The sequence below is a fragment of the Ruegeria sp. AF8 genome (assembly GCF_056541825.1).
Window position 1 is genome coordinate 1 of record NZ_JBQFYW010000040.1, and the last position, 15,971, is coordinate 15,971.

General features: G+C 58.7%; 16 protein-coding genes. 1 reads left to right on the forward strand and 15 read right to left on the reverse strand.

What is annotated here, in order from left to right:
• Window positions 1-426: 426 nt before the first annotated feature.
• The 10 genes from ACR0AO_RS24675 to ACR0AO_RS24720 form a co-directional block, all read right to left on the reverse strand.
• On the reverse strand, window positions 427-1,620 hold the full coding sequence (locus ACR0AO_RS24675) for an IS91 family transposase (protein ID WP_480609441.1): 1,194 nt from the start codon (window positions 1,618-1,620) through the stop codon (window positions 427-429).
• A gap of 12 nt (window positions 1,621-1,632) precedes the next feature.
• Entirely contained in the window at window positions 1,633-2,511 is an 879-nt protein-coding gene (locus ACR0AO_RS24680; RefSeq protein ID WP_480609443.1) for a tyrosine-type recombinase/integrase, read from the reverse strand.
• A 775-nt stretch (window positions 2,512-3,286) separates the two neighbouring features.
• Complete coding sequence (locus tag ACR0AO_RS24685; protein ID WP_480609446.1) at window positions 3,287-4,114, reverse strand: citryl-CoA lyase; 828 nt, start codon at window positions 4,112-4,114, stop codon at window positions 3,287-3,289.
• Window positions 4,111-5,307, reverse strand: a complete 1,197-nt coding sequence (locus tag ACR0AO_RS24690; RefSeq protein ID WP_480609449.1) for a CaiB/BaiF CoA transferase family protein — start codon at window positions 5,305-5,307, stop codon at window positions 4,111-4,113. Before ACR0AO_RS24690 ends, ACR0AO_RS24685 begins: the two co-directional genes overlap by 4 nt.
• Window positions 5,304-6,752 carry an aldehyde dehydrogenase family protein gene (locus ACR0AO_RS24695; RefSeq protein ID WP_480609452.1) on the reverse strand — a complete coding sequence of 483 codons (1,449 nt, stop codon included), beginning with the start codon at window positions 6,750-6,752 and terminating at the stop codon, window positions 5,304-5,306. The genes ACR0AO_RS24690 and ACR0AO_RS24695 overlap by 4 nt, the downstream gene beginning before the upstream one ends.
• Complete coding sequence (locus tag ACR0AO_RS24700) at window positions 6,749-7,177, reverse strand: hypothetical protein (protein WP_480609454.1); 429 nt, start codon at window positions 7,175-7,177, stop codon at window positions 6,749-6,751. Before ACR0AO_RS24700 ends, ACR0AO_RS24695 begins: the two co-directional genes overlap by 4 nt.
• A gap of 263 nt (window positions 7,178-7,440) precedes the next feature.
• Window positions 7,441-8,439 (reverse strand): agmatinase family protein, encoded by a 999-nt coding sequence (locus ACR0AO_RS24705; protein WP_480609457.1) that lies wholly within the window; start codon window positions 8,437-8,439, stop codon window positions 7,441-7,443.
• Window positions 8,436-9,311 (reverse strand): arginase family protein, encoded by an 876-nt coding sequence (locus ACR0AO_RS24710; protein WP_480609459.1) that lies wholly within the window; start codon window positions 9,309-9,311, stop codon window positions 8,436-8,438. The genes ACR0AO_RS24705 and ACR0AO_RS24710 overlap by 4 nt, the downstream gene beginning before the upstream one ends.
• Window positions 9,311-9,985: a hypothetical protein gene (locus ACR0AO_RS24715; RefSeq protein ID WP_480609462.1), complete on the reverse strand. Its 675-nt coding sequence runs from the start codon at window positions 9,983-9,985 to the stop codon at window positions 9,311-9,313. Before ACR0AO_RS24715 ends, ACR0AO_RS24710 begins: the two co-directional genes overlap by 1 nt.
• Window positions 9,978-10,724 (reverse strand): arginase family protein, encoded by a 747-nt coding sequence (locus ACR0AO_RS24720; RefSeq protein WP_480609464.1) that lies wholly within the window; start codon window positions 10,722-10,724, stop codon window positions 9,978-9,980. The genes ACR0AO_RS24715 and ACR0AO_RS24720 overlap by 8 nt, the downstream gene beginning before the upstream one ends.
• 109 nt (window positions 10,725-10,833) lie before the next feature.
• On the opposite strand from ACR0AO_RS24720, the gene ACR0AO_RS24725 reads away from it, so the two are divergent.
• A complete protein-coding gene (locus tag ACR0AO_RS24725; protein WP_480609467.1) occupies window positions 10,834-11,541 on the forward strand; it encodes an IclR family transcriptional regulator in 708 nt (235 codons plus the stop codon).
• An 8-nt stretch (window positions 11,542-11,549) separates the two neighbouring features.
• Here the strand turns inward: ACR0AO_RS24725 and ACR0AO_RS24730 are convergent, their stop codons facing one another.
• From ACR0AO_RS24730 to ACR0AO_RS24750, 5 genes are all read right to left on the reverse strand, one after another.
• On the reverse strand, window positions 11,550-12,353 hold the full coding sequence (locus ACR0AO_RS24730; RefSeq protein WP_480609470.1) for an ABC transporter permease: 804 nt from the start codon (window positions 12,351-12,353) through the stop codon (window positions 11,550-11,552).
• Window positions 12,354-12,363: 10 nt separating this feature from the next.
• On the reverse strand, window positions 12,364-13,266 hold the full coding sequence (locus ACR0AO_RS24735; protein WP_480609472.1) for an ABC transporter permease: 903 nt from the start codon (window positions 13,264-13,266) through the stop codon (window positions 12,364-12,366).
• Window positions 13,263-14,351: an ABC transporter ATP-binding protein gene (locus tag ACR0AO_RS24740; RefSeq protein WP_171105322.1), complete on the reverse strand. Its 1,089-nt coding sequence runs from the start codon at window positions 14,349-14,351 to the stop codon at window positions 13,263-13,265. Before ACR0AO_RS24740 ends, ACR0AO_RS24735 begins: the two co-directional genes overlap by 4 nt.
• Window positions 14,352-14,408: 57 nt before the next feature.
• Window positions 14,409-15,467, reverse strand: a complete 1,059-nt coding sequence (locus tag ACR0AO_RS24745; protein WP_480609475.1) for an ABC transporter substrate-binding protein — start codon at window positions 15,465-15,467, stop codon at window positions 14,409-14,411.
• A gap of 318 nt (window positions 15,468-15,785) precedes the next feature.
• On the reverse strand, window positions 15,786-15,971 hold a 186-nt coding region (locus ACR0AO_RS24750; protein WP_480609478.1), incomplete at its 5' end, for a hypothetical protein.

Here is a 15,971-nt window from a genome sequence, read left to right on the forward strand (position 1 = left end):
GTCGATTTCGCGCAGATGCCGTTGCCATAATCTGGAGCTATCACGGATTTGCATTTTCGTCTTTAGAGATTCTACGAACGACTGCTTTGTCGAAGGTTTTTCGATGCGGGCCGCGGCGCATCGTTGGCGTTCGTGTGTAACCCGGCCCGCGTTGAATAACCTGACAAGGAGGAAGCCGCGGGAGGCTGGGCGGCGTCTATGGGGAAAGTATGCTGCGGGTGATTGCGGGAGCCGGTTCTGAGCGCCGACCAGGCAGGAAGCGCCGGTTGGGGGCGGTTATCCAGCGGGCTGTGTTCGCGCGTTCCGGGTGCCGTCGGAGCCGTTGACCGGGTGATTGCGGGCTAACCACAGGACCGGGCGTACCGGGGGCGTTCCGGAACACGAATTGGAACCGGGGTAGTCTTCGCGGCATGGACGGGCGTTTCGTCATGCGGCCTGCTCCCTGGGTGGCGCACGGCTCATCGGTTTTTGCCCGCGCCGGAAAATTTCCACGATGCGCATCGGGCCGCCGCAGCAGGGGCACGGCTCGCGCAGGGTGAGCGGAGCGGTCTCAGCAGTCTCCTGCGTTTCCTGTTCGGCCAGTGTCTGCACAAGCAAGTCGCGGATGCGGGCGATGGTGGTCTTGCGGGTGGCGCCGGCCAGCAGGCCGTAGTGGCGGATACGGTGAAAGCCGTCGGGCAGGACGTGCAGCAGGAACCGGCGGATGAATTCGCCGGTCTTGAGCCGCATCACCTTCATCCGGTCGCCGCGCTTGATACGGTAATCCTTCCAACGGAACGCAACGGTCTCGGCATCGGCGCTGACAAGGCGGTGGTTCGAGATCGCAACGCGGTGGGTGTATCGGCTGAGATAGGCGAGGACAGACTCGGGCCCGCCGAAGGGCGGTTTGGCGTAGACGACCCATTTGGTCTTGCGGAGCGGGGCGAGGCAGGCGGCGAAGGCCGCGGGATCGGCCAGTCTTTTCAGATCACCGAAGAACTGAAGCTGCCCTGCCTTGTGCAGCGCCGACAGCCCTTCCAGGAACAGGCGCCGGAACAGCCGGGCCAGGACGCGCACGGGCAGAAGGAAACCAGGGCGGCAGGCGATCCAGCGTGTAGCGTCAGGTGACAGGCCGCCGCCGGGCACGATCATGTGGACATGCGGGTGGTGGGTCAGCGCCGAACCCCAGGTATGGAGTACAGAGGTCATGCCCACGCGGGCGCCAAGGTGCCGGGGATCGGCGGCGATGGTCGTCACGGTCTCGGCTGACGCTCGGAACAGCAGGCCGTAGACCGCCGTCTTGTTCCAGTAGGTGATCCGTGCGATCTCCGCCGGCAGGGTGAAGACCACATGGAAATACTCCACCGGCAGCAGGTCATCGGCCCGTGCTGCCATCCAGTCGCGCGCGGCCGGCCCTTGGCACTTCGGGCAGTGCCGGTTCTTGCAGGAATTGTACGCGACATGCCGGTGACCGCATTTGGCGCAGGCTGCCACATGCCCGCCGAGCGCCTCGGTCCGGCAGGCTTCAATCGCCGACATCACCCTGAGTTGGGTGAGGCTGACATGCCCGGCATTGGCCCGCCGCCATGCGGGACCATGGGCGCGAAAGATGTCAGCGATCTCAAGCCGCGGGCGGGGCACCACCCTGGTCCGCTACTCCCGGCTTCGATCCTGCAGCTTGGCCAGCGTCTCGTAGGGGCTCGCCGTGTCACGGATCAGCTTCGTGGCGACACGTGTGTAGCGCTCCGTTGTTTCGAGTTTGGCATGCCCGAGCAGGACCTGGATCACCCGCACATCCGTACCGGCCTCCAGAAGGTGCGTCGCGAAGCTATGCCGCAGCGTGTGCAGCGTGCTGCCCGGCTTCTTGATCCCCGCGATGTGCTTTGCCGAGCTGAAGGCGCGGTGGAGTTGGCGCGACGAGAGGGGGTTGATCTTGGGCTTGCCCGGAAACAACCAGCCCTCAGGCCGCGCCTCGCGCCAATACTCGCGCAGCAGGTTCAGCAATCCCGGCGACAGCATGACCTTCCGGTCCTTCCGCCCCTTGCCCTGTTCGACATGAATCAGCATCCGGTCGCTGTCGATATCGCTGACCTTGAGATTGCAGACTTCCGAGGCCCTGAGCCCGGCACCATAGGAGATGCTCAGCGCCGCCCGGTACTTCAGCCCCGGTCCTGGCGCGACCCGCAGCAGTGCCGCTACTTCCTCGGCGCTGAACACCACGGGGAGCTTGCGCGGCTGGGTGCGGAACTGCATGTGCCGCTTCATCTCGCCCCGCCCGCAGGTCGTCTCGAAGAAGAACCTCAGCGCAATGATGCGGGCGTTGTAGGTCGGCGGCGTGACACCGCAGTCGGTCATGTGAAGCTGGTAGGCGCGCAGATCGTCCGGCGTCGCGGTGTCCGGCGACCGTCCCAGAAACGCTGCGAAGTCCTTGATCGCCCGGATGTGCGACTTCTGAGACTTGTCACCCAGCCCCTTGATCCGCATGTCCTCGATCATCCGCTCGCGCAGCGGCGTTGTTCTCTCCTCCGCCATGGGAACCTCCTGTCTTTCGATTGAGAGGTCCCAATCGTCAGACAGCCGCGCCAATTCCCAAATGCACAGGGGTCAGATCAATGCAAAACGCCTGCCACAGGCTCCAATGCCGCGCGAGCGGCTTCGTCCTTGTCCCGCAGAGCAGACATCTGTCGCTCCTTTTTGTTGAGTTCGAATGTCCACTGCGAGCCCATGACAGTCATTGCCTTTTTTCGCTGCGCGCGCTCGCAGCAGGAAAATCGCTGCAGTAGCGCGATCACGGACGCCGCTTTGCGGCGGGAAAACCGGCCATTGATGTTCGGCGCAGCGAAGACGGACCAGCCAATTCACAGGTCGCCGGACAAAGTATGTATTCGCTGCGCTTGCACCAATGACGGCTTGTTGCGCTTCTCTGACGTCGGAGTAAGAGTGGAAATCGCAACATCTCTCACTTGGTTTGAGGCAGGCCCAGAGGTGCCCTTGGGTATTGGGCCTTTGTTAGGCCGTTTTGTTGGGTCTGTTCTCAGGCGAGAGCCAGCAAGGCCACTGACTGAGACAGGCAGAACAGTCCACGCTCCAGCGGGGTTTTGAGGCCAAGCCCTGTCTAAATTACTGCTGTCGCGCCATCTATATTCAACGGGATCGCAAGACTTTGATTTCTGACAGGTGCCCCGCTATCTGCAGTGCGAGGCTTGAACAGGCCACAAACTCAGCCTCGTCGTATTTTGTCTTTTTTTAAAAGATGCCGCTAATACGACAGCAATCGATAACTCCGGTTTTCAGAGGCTTCATCGGTTTAGCTCTCCGGTTTGGCACCAATGTATTCCGGCAGATAGCGCGGGGGCATTGGTCCTTTGTTCCGACCGCCCTGCTGCATCTGTTCCCAGCCATGAGACAGGACGCCGACCGAGCGGGAGAGACAGAACAAACCGCGCGAAAGCGGCGGTGGAAAACCCAGCTCGCAAAAGATAACAGCGGTGGCCCCATCGATATTCATCGCGATCTCAGTACCGCGCTTGCGTCCGATTTCTGCCTGAATCGCCTCACCGATATCGGCAAAACGCCCGTCCACCGTGCCAGACCTTGCTGCCTCGCGTACCAACGCCATCAACCGCGGCGCGCGGGGGTCGGCGGGCTTGTGGAAACGGTGGCCAAAGCCCGAGACAATCTTGCCATTTTCCTCACGCCAGGCGGCGATACCGTCGCGGACGGCGGCTTCGTGTTCAGCGCCGTCATCGATCCGTTTGGCGACGTCGAAATAAAGTTCGGCGCATTGTTCGCCGGCGCCGCCATGCACGTCACCCAGCATGTTGACCCCGGTAGCCATGACGTTGTTGAGCCCCAGCCCGCAGGTCGCGGCCATGCGCGCGGCGGCAATCGAAGGTGCCTGCGGGCCATGATCCACGCCAGCCACCAGCGCGCATTCAAAAAGTGCCGCCTGTTCTGGCGTGGGCATATCGCCCCGCACCATGAGCCAGATCATCTGAGCAAAGCTAACAGAACCGATAAGGTCCTGGATCGGGTGGCCGCGAAAGGCGATCCGCCCTGGAGCCATGTCGATAATTGCTGTGCGCCACCAGCGGCGCATGTCACCGGCAACTTTTCCTTCTGCGGGGTCGGTCATATCGCGCCTTCCATTGCCAGTTTTTCAATGTCTTCCGGTGAAAGCCCTAACTCGCTCCAGATTTCAGTGTTGTGCTGCCCCAACGTGGGCGGTGGCATATCGACGGTAGGCGCGCCGCCGTCAAGCTTGATTCCGGTCGTGGCCACCTGAATATCGCGTCCGACGCCAGGGACGTTTTCAAACTGGCCGAGGAATCCGCGGTCTGCGACCTGCGGCATTTCCAGTACTTCCGGTACTGTCAAAACCGCTCCCGACGGCACGCCGATACTATTGAGCTCCTTGGCCCAGTCGCGCGGTGGTCGGGTCTTTAACACGGCTTCAAGCTCTGTTTTCAGAGCCAGCCTGTTGCGTTTGCGATCCTCACGCGTGGCGTATTCAGGACGTTCGCGCAGCGCTGCCAAACCCAGGTGGTCAGTCAGAAGCTCCCATTGTTGGTCCTTGTTGGCGGCGATGTTGATTAACCCACCCTTGGCCTCAAACGCGCCGGAAGGCGCCGAAGTGGGATTCTCATTGCCGTTGGCGGTCGGATTGACGCCCGCGATCAGATAGTTCGACACCACCCAGCCCATTGTCGCTAGCACCGATTCCAGCATCGAAACATCAATGAACGTGCCGCGCGGATTGGCGTTTAGGGCAGATGAAATCGCGAAGGCTGCGGTGATGCCGCCTACGGTGTCTGCCACCGGATATCCAACGCGCAACGGCGCGCTTTCGCCATCCCCGGTGATCGACATCACACCCGAGGTGCCCTGGATGATCTGGTCATAGGCTGGGCGGTGTATCCACGGGCCCTCTTGGCCAAAGCCGGAGATGGCACAATAGATTAACGTCGGATTTACCTCCTTTAGGGTCTCGTAGCCCACGCCGAGGCGGGTCATGACGCCGGGCCGGAAGTTCTCCACCACCACATCTGCCGTTTCGACGAGTTTTAGAAAAATCTCCCGACCCCGCGGGTTCTTCAGATTGACCGTGACAGATTTCTTACCTGCGTTCTGGGCCAGAAAGGACACGCCCATGTTGACCTTGTTCAGTTCTGGGTCAGCTCCCAATTGCCGGGCGAGATCACCGCGACCGACGGCTTCGACCTTGATGACCTCGGCCCCCAGATGCGCCAGATGGTGACAGCAGAACGGACCGGCCAGCACATTGGTCAGATCGAGAATGCGTATGTCCTTCAAGGGTAACTGGGTCATTGTCCGCGCCCATCGTGTACAACCTTGGCTGCGGTGAAGAACTCGCGGCAATAGCTGCCCTTTTCCGGGGCGCCATAGGAGGATCCTTTTCGGCCCGTAAATGGCGCGTGAAAATCCATGCCGGCTGTGGGCAGATTGACCTGTATCATACCTGCCTCAGCGTTCCGCGAGAAATGATCGATCTTGGCTGCATCCCGCGTGACGATGCCTGCAGACAATCCAAATTCGCAGTCGTTAGCCGTGGCAAGGGCGGCATCATAATCCGGCACACGCAATACAGCCGCAACCGGCCCAAAGATTTCGTCCCGCGCGACCGCAGCCTGTGGTGACACATCGGTAAACAGGGCCGGAGCAAGGTAATGTCCGGGCGTATTCAATCTGACATCGCTGCCGCCTGCGGCAAGTGTTGCGCCGTCAGCCACAGCATTCGAGATGTAGCTCTTGTCGATGGCCAGCTGCGCTTCACTGGCGACCGGACCGATCTGGGTTTCCGCTGCGCGCGCATCACCGATCCTGAGGTCTTTCATTGCCGCACAAAGACGGTCGACAAATGCGTCGTGAATTCCCTCAGTGACGATCAGGCGGGAAGAAGCCGTGCATCGTTGTCCGGTTGAGAAAAAGCTGCCCTGCAAAGCGCAGTTTACCGCCAGATCCAGATCGGCATCATCCAACACAATCAATGGGTTCTTTCCCCCCATTTCAAGCTGCATTTTGGCTCCGCGCGCGAACAGCGCAGCCCCCATATTGCGACCGACAGGTGTGGAGCCGGTGAACGTGACCCCAGAAACTTTTGGGTGTGTAACGATCACCTCCCCGACATCACGGCCTTTGCCCATCACAAGGTTGAACACACCCTCGGGCAGGCCCGCACGGGCAATGATGTCGGACAACATCCATGCAGAACCGGGCACCAGTTCGGCAGGTTTGAACACGACCGTATTGCCATAGGCCAGAGCGGGCGCAATTTTCCATGCCGGGATCGCCAGCGGGAAATTCCAGGGAGTGATCACGCCGACGACGCCGATTGGCTCGCGCACAACCTTAAGCGACACACCTTCGCGCAGAGATTGGTAAGCGTCGCCCGTAGCACGATACGTTTCGGCCGCGAAATATTTGAACAAATGCCCGGCGCGATGCGCTTCGGCCTTGGCCTCGGGCAGGGTTTTGCCCTCTTCGCGGGCCAGCATGTCGCCCAGTTCGTCCACACGGGCGAGGATTTCCGACCCGATGCGATCCAGTGCTTCGAACCGTACCAGCGGCGATGTCGCGCGCCATTTCGGAAAGGCCGCAGACGCGCTCTCGATCGCCTCGGTGGTCTGGCCTGTATTGGCTTGAGCATAAAGCCCGATCGTATCGTTCAGGTCCGATGGGTTGATGTTTGGAGCAGCGTCGCTGACAGCGGCCCATGTTCCGGCGATATAGTTGGAGAATGGGGTGACAGTCATAGCGCTTCCTCAAGAACTGGTCGCCACCCGATATCTTCATGCCGGTGGTCCACAGTGTTCACGTAAAAATAGGTCGGGCCATGATAGCCTCGGCACGCGCGCCCGTCGGCACGGCTGGCCACAGGTTCGGCCGTCCAGCTGACCGCCCCGAACCAGTTCCACAAACTGTTATGGGTGGAATTCAAATGATCCGGGCTAAGCGGGGCTGCACTATTGGCCGGGTCCGGCCGAGGCGCGTTCGAAGCGGCACCACCGCCCACCAACACATCCCACTCATTGGGTTGGGTCGCCCCCTGATAGGGGTCATCACGAGGCGTTTCACCGCCTGTCAGCAACCGGCAGCGAAACGTAGTGCAATCGATCGACACCTCTGTGCCATAGACATACCCGGCATCATCCAGATCTTGCCAGCTGATGCGGCTCATGAGCATTCGGTCAGCAACCAGCAGTCGCGTTCTATCATCTTGAAATACATGCCAGTTCAGGCGTAGGTGCGTATCTTCGGGGCTGTCCGTCAGGGTCCAGTTATTCCAATTCGAGTCACGCTCAAACTCGGGGAGATTACCGGGTTGCAACCCCTCGTAAGGGCAAAGTGCAGACAGATCCGTGATCCAGGGCCGGGTCGCAGGTGCAAGGAACTGTCCTGCATGTGATAGCCCACCCAGTTGCCGGGTTCCGATATATTGCATCATAGCCCTGTTACCGGTCGAGTGCGGAAACGGCGCAGGATCCGGAACAGCATTTCCGCTGCCAGGAATTCGGTGCGCTGTGAGGGATCAAGCGGTGGAGAAACCTCGACAATATCCAAACCGCCCAAGGGGGCCTCGGCCAGGCCGTCCAGCAGATCGTAATACTGACGCGGTGTAATGCCGCTGTGTACGATGGAGCCTGTGCCGGGAAGGTAACCGGCATCCATCGCATCAATGTCAATCGAAAGATAAAGCTCGTCGCAGCCCTGCATGGCATGCGCAAGGGCCCGACGTATCACCTCGGCCGCGCCAAGTTTTTGCACATCGCCAGATGAAAACACCCGGCCACCCTGTTCTTCGATGAGCGCCAGATCGCCGCCATCGACCCAGCCCGTGATGCCGATCCAGACCATATTGGACGCATCAATGTTGGGCAGTTCAGAAATCCGGCGCGCATTAGTTGCGTGGTTGTGGCTGCCCCATGCGCCCAACCGGTCAGAGAAATCCAGATGACCGTCGATCTGGATATACCCAAAACGCGCGTTTGGTACCCGTTTGGTCAGCCCACGGGAATAGCCCAGACAGGCCGGGAAGCTGTTATAGTGATCACCGCCCAAGGCCAAAGGGATCGCGCCCGCAACGGTCAGCGCTTCGGTCATTGCGGCGATGGCTTCGGTCGTTGCATCAACGTCTTGTGCTGTGATCTCTGCGTCGCCGCAATCGATCAACCAGTCGGGTGCAGGCTCAGTACGGCGGCCTGTGTCGGGATCAAAGCTGGCCCCTTGCGGACGTACGGATTGCAAAAGAGTTGTCGCCCGGCGCAATGCTTCGGGGCCAAACCTTGTGCCAAGGCGGCTGGAATGTGTCCAGTCGCTCGGCATGCCCACAACGCCGATCTGGTTGGCGCCGACGTCGGTCACGTCGCGCAAAGGCCCATCAAACAGCCGATATCCCGGTTGAGCCAGGGGCGGGTGGAATGTTGTAAACGCTGCAGTCATGTCAGTACATTTTCCTCGGAAGTTAGGCGAACCGGACGATCAATCCCAAATCCGAGGCGCGCATAGATAAATGCCAGAAGTGCCGTGACCATAAGTCGTTGGCCAACCTTCACCACACCCATTCCGGGCCTATCCGGGTTCAGACCGGTCAACATGATAGCGCTGACCTCGTGCTGTCCCAAAAGCTCGAGCCATTGCACCACAGTATCAAGATCGCAGCCCCCCAACCGAGGCCGATCACAAAGCGCGCTGAGCGACGTTTCAAACACGGAAAGATCAAACCGCACAAACAGAGGCTTTGATACATCCCGCCACTTGGAAAACGCTGCACGCTGCGCGGCAGTATCCAAAGTGCAGGTCGTGGCCGCTCCATTTGGCAAGGGTGCTACATGAAAATCGCGCGCTTCATCTGGTGTTCCGCCAAGCTGCGCTGTCTGGCAATTAGGGAGCCCGCTCTGCACTGACTCGGACAGGCGATCCGAGCCACCCAATATTATGGCACAGGCACCATTGCGGCTGATCTGATGCGTTGTCGCCTTCAATGTCGCGTGGATCGCGTCCTCGGACCCCAGCGCGATATCTCCGAGGTCACATAGCCGCTCGTGCAGGCCGTCGGTACTGATGTCCTGACGTGCATCGATATCTACAGGGTGACTGAATTGTGGGTTTGCGTGCCAGCCAAAATAGACCGAGGTTTCGCGCAATGCACGCGGTGCCAGGGATTGCCCGGCATGCGGCGCGCTGGTGTCTTCAAACGGGACGCCCAACACTGCCAGATCGCCGGGTCTGACATCGCAGATTGCTTTGGTCTGCGCGCGCATGAACGACAGATGCCCTGCCATGCGCGGCAATGGGGCTGATCGTAGAGGCATCAGCCTGCTCCTTTCTCAAGGCGTTCAGCTACCGCCTGCAAGATCGCCAGTGCTGCGTGGGTTTCAGTTCTGCCACGATTGTCCAGTGCCGGGACAAGCCCGAAAACTGCTGCGCCGATGACATCGCCCGGGATGGCGTCAATTTGCGCGATCATTTGTGAGGGCGACAGCCCGGTCAGGCGACGCGGGTGCGATATCCAGTTAGCCGCAAGCTCTTGTAAATCCACAGACAGGATGACCGGGTGGGTGTGGGACAATTGGCCCGCCACGCCCCCTGTGACCGGAATGACAGGAACATCCGCACCTGTGAACTTCTGTGCAGCAACGCCAAGCGCTTCCAGACCGCTGGAATCGCCGCCAACCAGCACCATGCGTGCACCGGTTTCCAAAACCGCTGCACATTGCGAGGCAACTGCCGGAAAATGCTTGTCCGGCTCAAGCGGAAATACATTCACGTCCCCCAGGTCAATGGCATTCGCAGGTGCTTCTCCGGGTCGGGAGGCGTATCGCAGCTGCCGAGCGAGGTAGCGTTGCCCTGCCGATGGCCGGGCGAGATTGTCACAAAAATACCCTGCTATCGCGACCTGCCCGGGCACGAGATCTTCCAGATCGCCGACAGATATGCCCAGAAAACTGGGGATCGTGTCAAACTGAATTTGCGCCGCATCACCCATGACGCAATGCCGCGTTCAGGGTTTCGATGGCCGCCAGTTCCGATATGCCCCGCGTGTCGCGGGCAGGTGCAAGGCCAGTGGTCACAATCGCCTGCCAATTGCAGGACATTGCCCCGATGACGGAAACCAACGTTTCGGGTTTCATCCCGCCGGGATTAAGGCCGACGCTACCGGCTGCATGCCCCAGATCAATGACTGAGATGTCGATCCACAGAACAGCGCGCTTGGGCATGTCAGAAAAGTCGGCGTGCCCTTCATCCAATTGCCGGGCGGTATGCCAGGCCATTGTGCGCTGACTGATCTGATCCCAGACATCGGCAGGTTGCCCGCCGTTCAAACCCACCCATATCGTGTTTGCTGACCGCATAACGAGATCACGCTGGGCCAATGGCATGGCCGCGACAACCGGCAGATCGGGCAAGGCACGCAGCACCAACGAGGCAACATCTGACGCGCCTCCCAGAACAACTGGCATAACGCCGCTATCCACCATTTGCGTCACAAACTGCATCAATATGCTGGACCAATCGCCCGACAGGTCCAGATTGCCCAGATCCCGGCCATTTGCAGGCAGATCGGTGCCAAGTTGCCCCGTCATTCTGCGTAACGCATCCGGTGCCAATGAGGTGCCGGAACGCGGTCCGTTATCGACTTCGCTTGGAACACCCAAAACCCCGATATTGCCCGCCTCACATTGTGAAAAATCGCCAAATGGCAGCCCGGCATAACCAGCTATCATCGATCGTCTCTGCGCGTTATTCATTGCCGGATGCCTTCATTGATTGCGATTTCCAATTGCGTCCGAACTGGCTACAAACAGTCACGGAATTAAGTCGAAAGGTCTGCCTATGCCCGAAAAAACCCAAGCACCGGACACAACAGGTGGTGTCGAAGCAGTTGAACGCGCATTGCGTGTGCTGGACAGCTTTGCGCCCGGTGATGCGGGTTTGTCTCTGAAAGAGGTTGCGGACCGCAGTGGTGTCAACAAAGCGACAATCCTGCGTCTGAGCGTCTCGCTTGAAAAGTTTGGCCATATCACGCGAGACGCCGAAGGCCTGTTTCATCTTGGGCCGTCTTTGTGGCGTCTTGGATCCGTATTTCGCCAGAACCTGCGTATGGGGCCTATTGTGCGCCCGGTGCTGGCGAACCTGGTGAATGCGACGGGGGAAAGCGCGTCGTTTTACGTGCAACGCGGCAACTCCGGCGTTTGCCTCTACCGTGTCAATTCTCCCAGGCTTGCGCGGGATCATATCCAGGAGGGCGAGATCATTCCGCTGAGCATTGGCTCGTCGGGCCGGGTGCTGGATGCCTATTCTATCAGGCAAGGAAAACAGGCCGCCGACATTCGGAAAGCCGGGTATTATCTCAGCCTTGGTGAACGTGATCCGGACGTTGCCGGATTGTCTGTTCCGGTTCTTGGGCTTGAGGGTGAGCTGCTGGGTGCAGTCAGCCTGTCGGGTCTGCGCGTTCGCTTCAGCGAAACCGTTGTCGAAGGCTATCGCGCTGCGGTGCTTGATGCCGCCCGCCAGATCCGGGCCGAGATTGGTCAGATATAAAGAGCCCATCATTTGTCAGCATTCTTGCTGCGGCCAATCAACTGTACGCCGATGAGCGCTGAGATTGACACGATAATCAGGCAGGTAGAGATCGCTGCAATGGTCGGATCAAGCTGATCACGCAGCGAATTGAACATGCGGCGGGTAATTGTGGCCTTTTCCCCTCCCGAGACCAGCATCGAAATCACCACCTCGTCCAGCGACGTGATGAAGGCCAGAAATGCCCCGGTCTGGATCGAGAATTTGACCTGCGGCACTGTCACCGTCCACAACGCATACGCTCGGGACGCACCCAGGCTGCGCGCCGCCAGTTCCTGATCGAAATCATAGTTCTGCAAGCCCGACATCACGGTCACGATCACAAACGGCAGCGCCAGCGCGGTATGGGCGATCACAATTCCGGTAAGCGTGTAATTGAGCCCCAGCTTGGCATAAAGGCTGAACACGCCGACAGCGATCAGGATCACCGGTACGACAATAGGCATGATCACGAGGATCTGCGCAGCGCTCCTGATCCGCGGAGTGGAGCAATGCAGGCCATAAGCACAAAGTGAGCCCAATGGTGTTGCAATTGCCGTGGTCAACACCGCCGCTATCAGAGAGGTCTTCGTGGCGCTCATCCATTCCGGGGACGTGAAATAGGCCTCGTACCAACGAAACGAAAACGACGTTGGCGGGAACTCAAGATACGAGGCCCCCGAAAACGACATCGGGATCACGATGAGCGTTGGCAGGATCAGAAAGAACAGCACTGCGATGCCGACAACCATCAGCCACAGTCCGTCAATTTTACGTTGCCCGACTTGTTCCATTGTCAGTTCCTCAGCGCATAAAGAGTTTGTCGAGCCCGAAGACACGGTTCATCAGCCAAATCATCGCCAGAGCCAGCAGCAGCAGGACAACGCCCAATGCGGAGGCCGCACCCCAATTGGAATAGACCGTGATTGTGCTTTCGATGCGTTGCGCCAGCATCTGCACGCGGCCACCGCCCAGCAAAGCTGGTGTTACGAAGAACCCAAGGGACAGAATGAAAACCAGCACGATGCCCGCAAAAAGGCCCGGCAGCGACATTGGGAAAAACACGCGCCAGAATGCCCCGCGCGGGCTGGAGCCAAGCCCCACAGCAGCCCGAACCAGGTCGGTGTCAATGTTGCGCATGGTGGCATAAAGCGGCAAAACCAGAAACGGCAGCATGATATGCACCATGCCGATGATTGATCCCGTGAGGTTGTGTGCCAGCTGCAGCGGTTCCTCGATTATGCCAAGCGACATCAGCGACGAATTGATGATGCCGTTACGCTGCAACAGCACCAGCCAGGCGTAAGTACGCACCAGAACCGACGTCCAGAACGGGACCAGTACGAAAACCATCAGAATGGCAGCCGTTCTGTCCGGCACCTTGGTCAGCCAGTAGCACAGCGGATATCCGAGAAGGACACAAATCACCGTCACAGCGATGCTGATCTGAAAGGTGACAACAAAGGTCCGCCGATACAAAGCGCTTTCAAAGATTCGCGCATAGTTTTCCATGCTCAACTCGCCTGCCGCATTGTAAAATGAGAGCGAGGACAGCCAGAAAATCGGTAGAAAGACGACAATCAGAATGCCAAGAACCGCGGGCATCGAAAGCCCCAAAAACGTCAGTCTTTCGCGGCGTTCTTCAGTTTTGAGCGTGCTGGCGTTGTGAAGCGTCTCAGCACCTTCATAGGCCTCGGCGATACTCATGCCACATGCTCCGGTACGATGATCGTGTCTTCGGGATGCAGGGCAAGGCTGATGCGCTCTCCCTTGGAGGGCAGCCCGGTCTGGCCAGCGCGATTGGCGGGGACGCGTACATTGATCTCGCCTGCGCTGTCGTGCTGAACGATAACCAGCACGCTGTCGCCTTGATAAATGATGTCTTTGACCCGGCCGGACAGATCATTGGCAGTTTCAGGCACAGCACCCGCGGTGACTTCCAGCAATTCGGGCCGGATCACCAAGCGATGGCCACCACTCCCTTGGGCAATGGGTGAATTAGATTTCAACACCCGCCCGCCAAGTTGCGCCGTATCGTTGGCCACTTGCACCGGCGCCGAAATTGATTCACCGATAAAATCCGCCACAAAGAAACTGTGAGGCTGGCGATACAGCCGCTCGGGTGTCTCGACCTGCTCGATCCGCCCATGATTGACCACCGCAATCCTGTCTGACATCGTCAGAGCTTCGCGCTGGTCATGGGTTACATATACAACGGTTGCATCCAGTTTTTCATGCAGCGCCTTCAATTCGATCTGCATATGCTCGCGCAGCTTTTTGTCGAGCGCGGACAGGGGCTCATCCATCAGGATGATCTGCGGCTCGAATACCATGGCACGGGCAAGAGCCACACGCTGTCTTTGGCCGCCAGACAACTGGGTGATACGCCGATCCCCATAGCCTCCAAGCTGTACGGTATCCAATGCACGCTCGGCGCGTATCTTTTGATCGCTTTTGGAAACGCCGCGGATTTTCAGCGGATAGGCCACGTTTTCCGCCACCGTCATGAACGGAAACAACGCATAGCTTTGAAAAACCATGCCGAGGCCGCGCTTGTGTGGCGGCGTCGCAATCATTTCCTGTTCGCCAAACCGGATCGACCCGCCATCAGGACGCACAAAACCGGCCAGGGCCATCAGAAGCGTCGTTTTGCCCGAGCCCGATGGCCCAAGCAATGTCAGGAATTCGCCGGCAGCGATGTTCAGCGATATATTATTCAGCGCTTTGACCGACCCATAGGCCTTGCACAGGTTGGATACGCCGATGGGAAGGGAGTGGGCAGCAGGTGACATAGGGGCTCCTAACCTGACAAAATGGGCGCAGCACAAAATGCACTGCGCCAAAATGGTTTACTGCTGGATCAGCGTGTCAAACTCTTCAGTCAACTCACCCAGCTGGCCGATGTAAAAGTTCGGATCGACCAGAAGTTGCTTGCCGTAGTTGTCGGGATGCGTGTTGACCTGCAAAGCCTGCTCGCCCGAGATAATGCCGGTGTCAAACGCACCCGCATTCACTGGACCCAGCGGCATCTTGACCGCCAGCCGCGCCTGCGCTTCGGCGCTGAGCAATTCATTGATCAGGCGCATCGCATTCTCGACGTTTGGCGCGCCCTTGGGCACCAGCAAGCAATCAACGTCCATCGTGCCACCATCGAATGCATAAGCAACGTCGATGCCTGATGCGATCACACTTTCCACGCGGTTATGGCCCATGTGGATAACGTCCACCTCGCCATCACGCAGCAATTGTGCGGATTGCGATCCGCCGCGATACCAAACGGTGACTTCGGGTGCGATCTCTCCCAGTTTGGCCCAGGCGCGCGCGATGCCCTCGTCCGTAGCCAGAACGTCGTAAACTTCTGACATAGGCACGCCATCGGCCATAAGGGCAGCCTCAAGGTTGTAGTTCACCTTGCCATGCATGCCGCGCCTGCCGGGGAAGTTTTCCAGATCCCAAAACTCGGCCCAGTTGGACGGACCATTGTCGCCAAATACATCCGTGCGATAGGCGATCACCTTGGTGAAGTTGATGAAGCCGATGTAGTTTTCGTGGATCAGCTCTTCGGGGATACCCGTTGTGTCGACAATCGAATAATTGATCGGCTCAAGGCTGCCCTCTCGGCTGAGTGTTTCACACGAGGGTAAATCCTGCTCGGTCACATCCCAAGCGACGGCACCCGCTGTGATCTGCGCGCGCACGTCCTGAATACCATTTGTAGTGTCTTCCTTGACCGTAAAATTTAGCGCGTCGGCTGCAGGTTCGAGCATGGCACTGCGCAAGGCGTCCTGAAAGGACCCACCCCACGAGGCAAACACTACCTCGCCTTCAGCAAAGGCGGACGTGGCAAGGGCCAGACTACCCGTTACGAGCCCCGTGGTGAGCATCAATTTTAAGGCTTCTTTCGTCATGTCAGGCTCCTCCCTAACTGTTGGTTGGCTTGCGGGTCCGCGATAGGAGCGACTCCACATTTTATCTCATGCGTTTCATCTAGCAAAACGTCATTTCACTTTTACTAGAGTTGATGTAGGAATTGGTCAAGGATTCTTTTGACCCTTTTGGATTGACCCTCTGGTTTCCGGAAAATCAGAGCCGGGCGAAACGTCATGTTTCGCCCTCAAGACCTGTGTCCATTTTGTTTCGATCTTGCGCGTATGGTATTGGTAAAGAACTTTACCTGTCCCCAAGTTCAAAGCTCCCGAGTGAAGCATTTGAGGGTTGAGCCGAACTTAATCTCTCACTCGCATACTGTTGATCAGCAAATTTGAATGGCCGCTACATAACAGTTTGCGCCACTTGAACTTGGCAGCAGCATTTGTCACTCTGGGCTCACTGCCGCCGAATGCTTGAGCAGAAAGGCCCTTGTTGGGCTTGGACATGAACCGGCCATCGACAGCTCTGGCCAAGAGGTTGAT

Bases quoted from the DNA above. Each gene is read 5' to 3' on its own strand.
- ACR0AO_RS24680 (WP_480609443.1), bottom strand. From the start codon at position 2,511: ATGGCGGAGGAGAGAACAACGCCGCTGCGCGAGCGGATGATCGAGGAC.
- ACR0AO_RS24685 (WP_480609446.1), bottom strand. From the start codon at position 4,114: ATGACCGACCCCGCAGAAGGAAAAGTTGCCGGTGACATGCGCCGCTGG.
- ACR0AO_RS24690 (WP_480609449.1), bottom strand. From the start codon at position 5,307: ATGACCCAGTTACCCTTGAAGGACATACGCATTCTCGATCTGACCAAT.
- ACR0AO_RS24695 (WP_480609452.1), bottom strand. From the start codon at position 6,752: ATGACTGTCACCCCATTCTCCAACTATATCGCCGGAACATGGGCCGCT.
- ACR0AO_RS24700 (WP_480609454.1), bottom strand. From the start codon at position 7,177: ATGAGCCGCATCAGCTGGCAAGATCTGGATGATGCCGGGTATGTCTAT.
- ACR0AO_RS24705 (WP_480609457.1), bottom strand. From the start codon at position 8,439: ATGACTGCAGCGTTTACAACATTCCACCCGCCCCTGGCTCAACCGGGA.
- ACR0AO_RS24710 (WP_480609459.1), bottom strand. From the start codon at position 9,311: ATGCCTCTACGATCAGCCCCATTGCCGCGCATGGCAGGGCATCTGTCG.
- ACR0AO_RS24715 (WP_480609462.1), bottom strand. From the start codon at position 9,985: ATGGGTGATGCGGCGCAAATTCAGTTTGACACGATCCCCAGTTTTCTG.
- ACR0AO_RS24720 (WP_480609464.1), bottom strand. From the start codon at position 10,724: ATGATAGCTGGTTATGCCGGGCTGCCATTTGGCGATTTTTCACAATGT.
- ACR0AO_RS24725 (WP_480609467.1), top strand. From the start codon at position 10,834: ATGCCCGAAAAAACCCAAGCACCGGACACAACAGGTGGTGTCGAAGCA.
- ACR0AO_RS24730 (WP_480609470.1), bottom strand. From the start codon at position 12,353: ATGGAACAAGTCGGGCAACGTAAAATTGACGGACTGTGGCTGATGGTT.
- ACR0AO_RS24735 (WP_480609472.1), bottom strand. From the start codon at position 13,266: ATGAGTATCGCCGAGGCCTATGAAGGTGCTGAGACGCTTCACAACGCC.
- ACR0AO_RS24740 (WP_171105322.1), bottom strand. From the start codon at position 14,351: ATGTCACCTGCTGCCCACTCCCTTCCCATCGGCGTATCCAACCTGTGC.
- ACR0AO_RS24745 (WP_480609475.1), bottom strand. From the start codon at position 15,467: ATGACGAAAGAAGCCTTAAAATTGATGCTCACCACGGGGCTCGTAACG.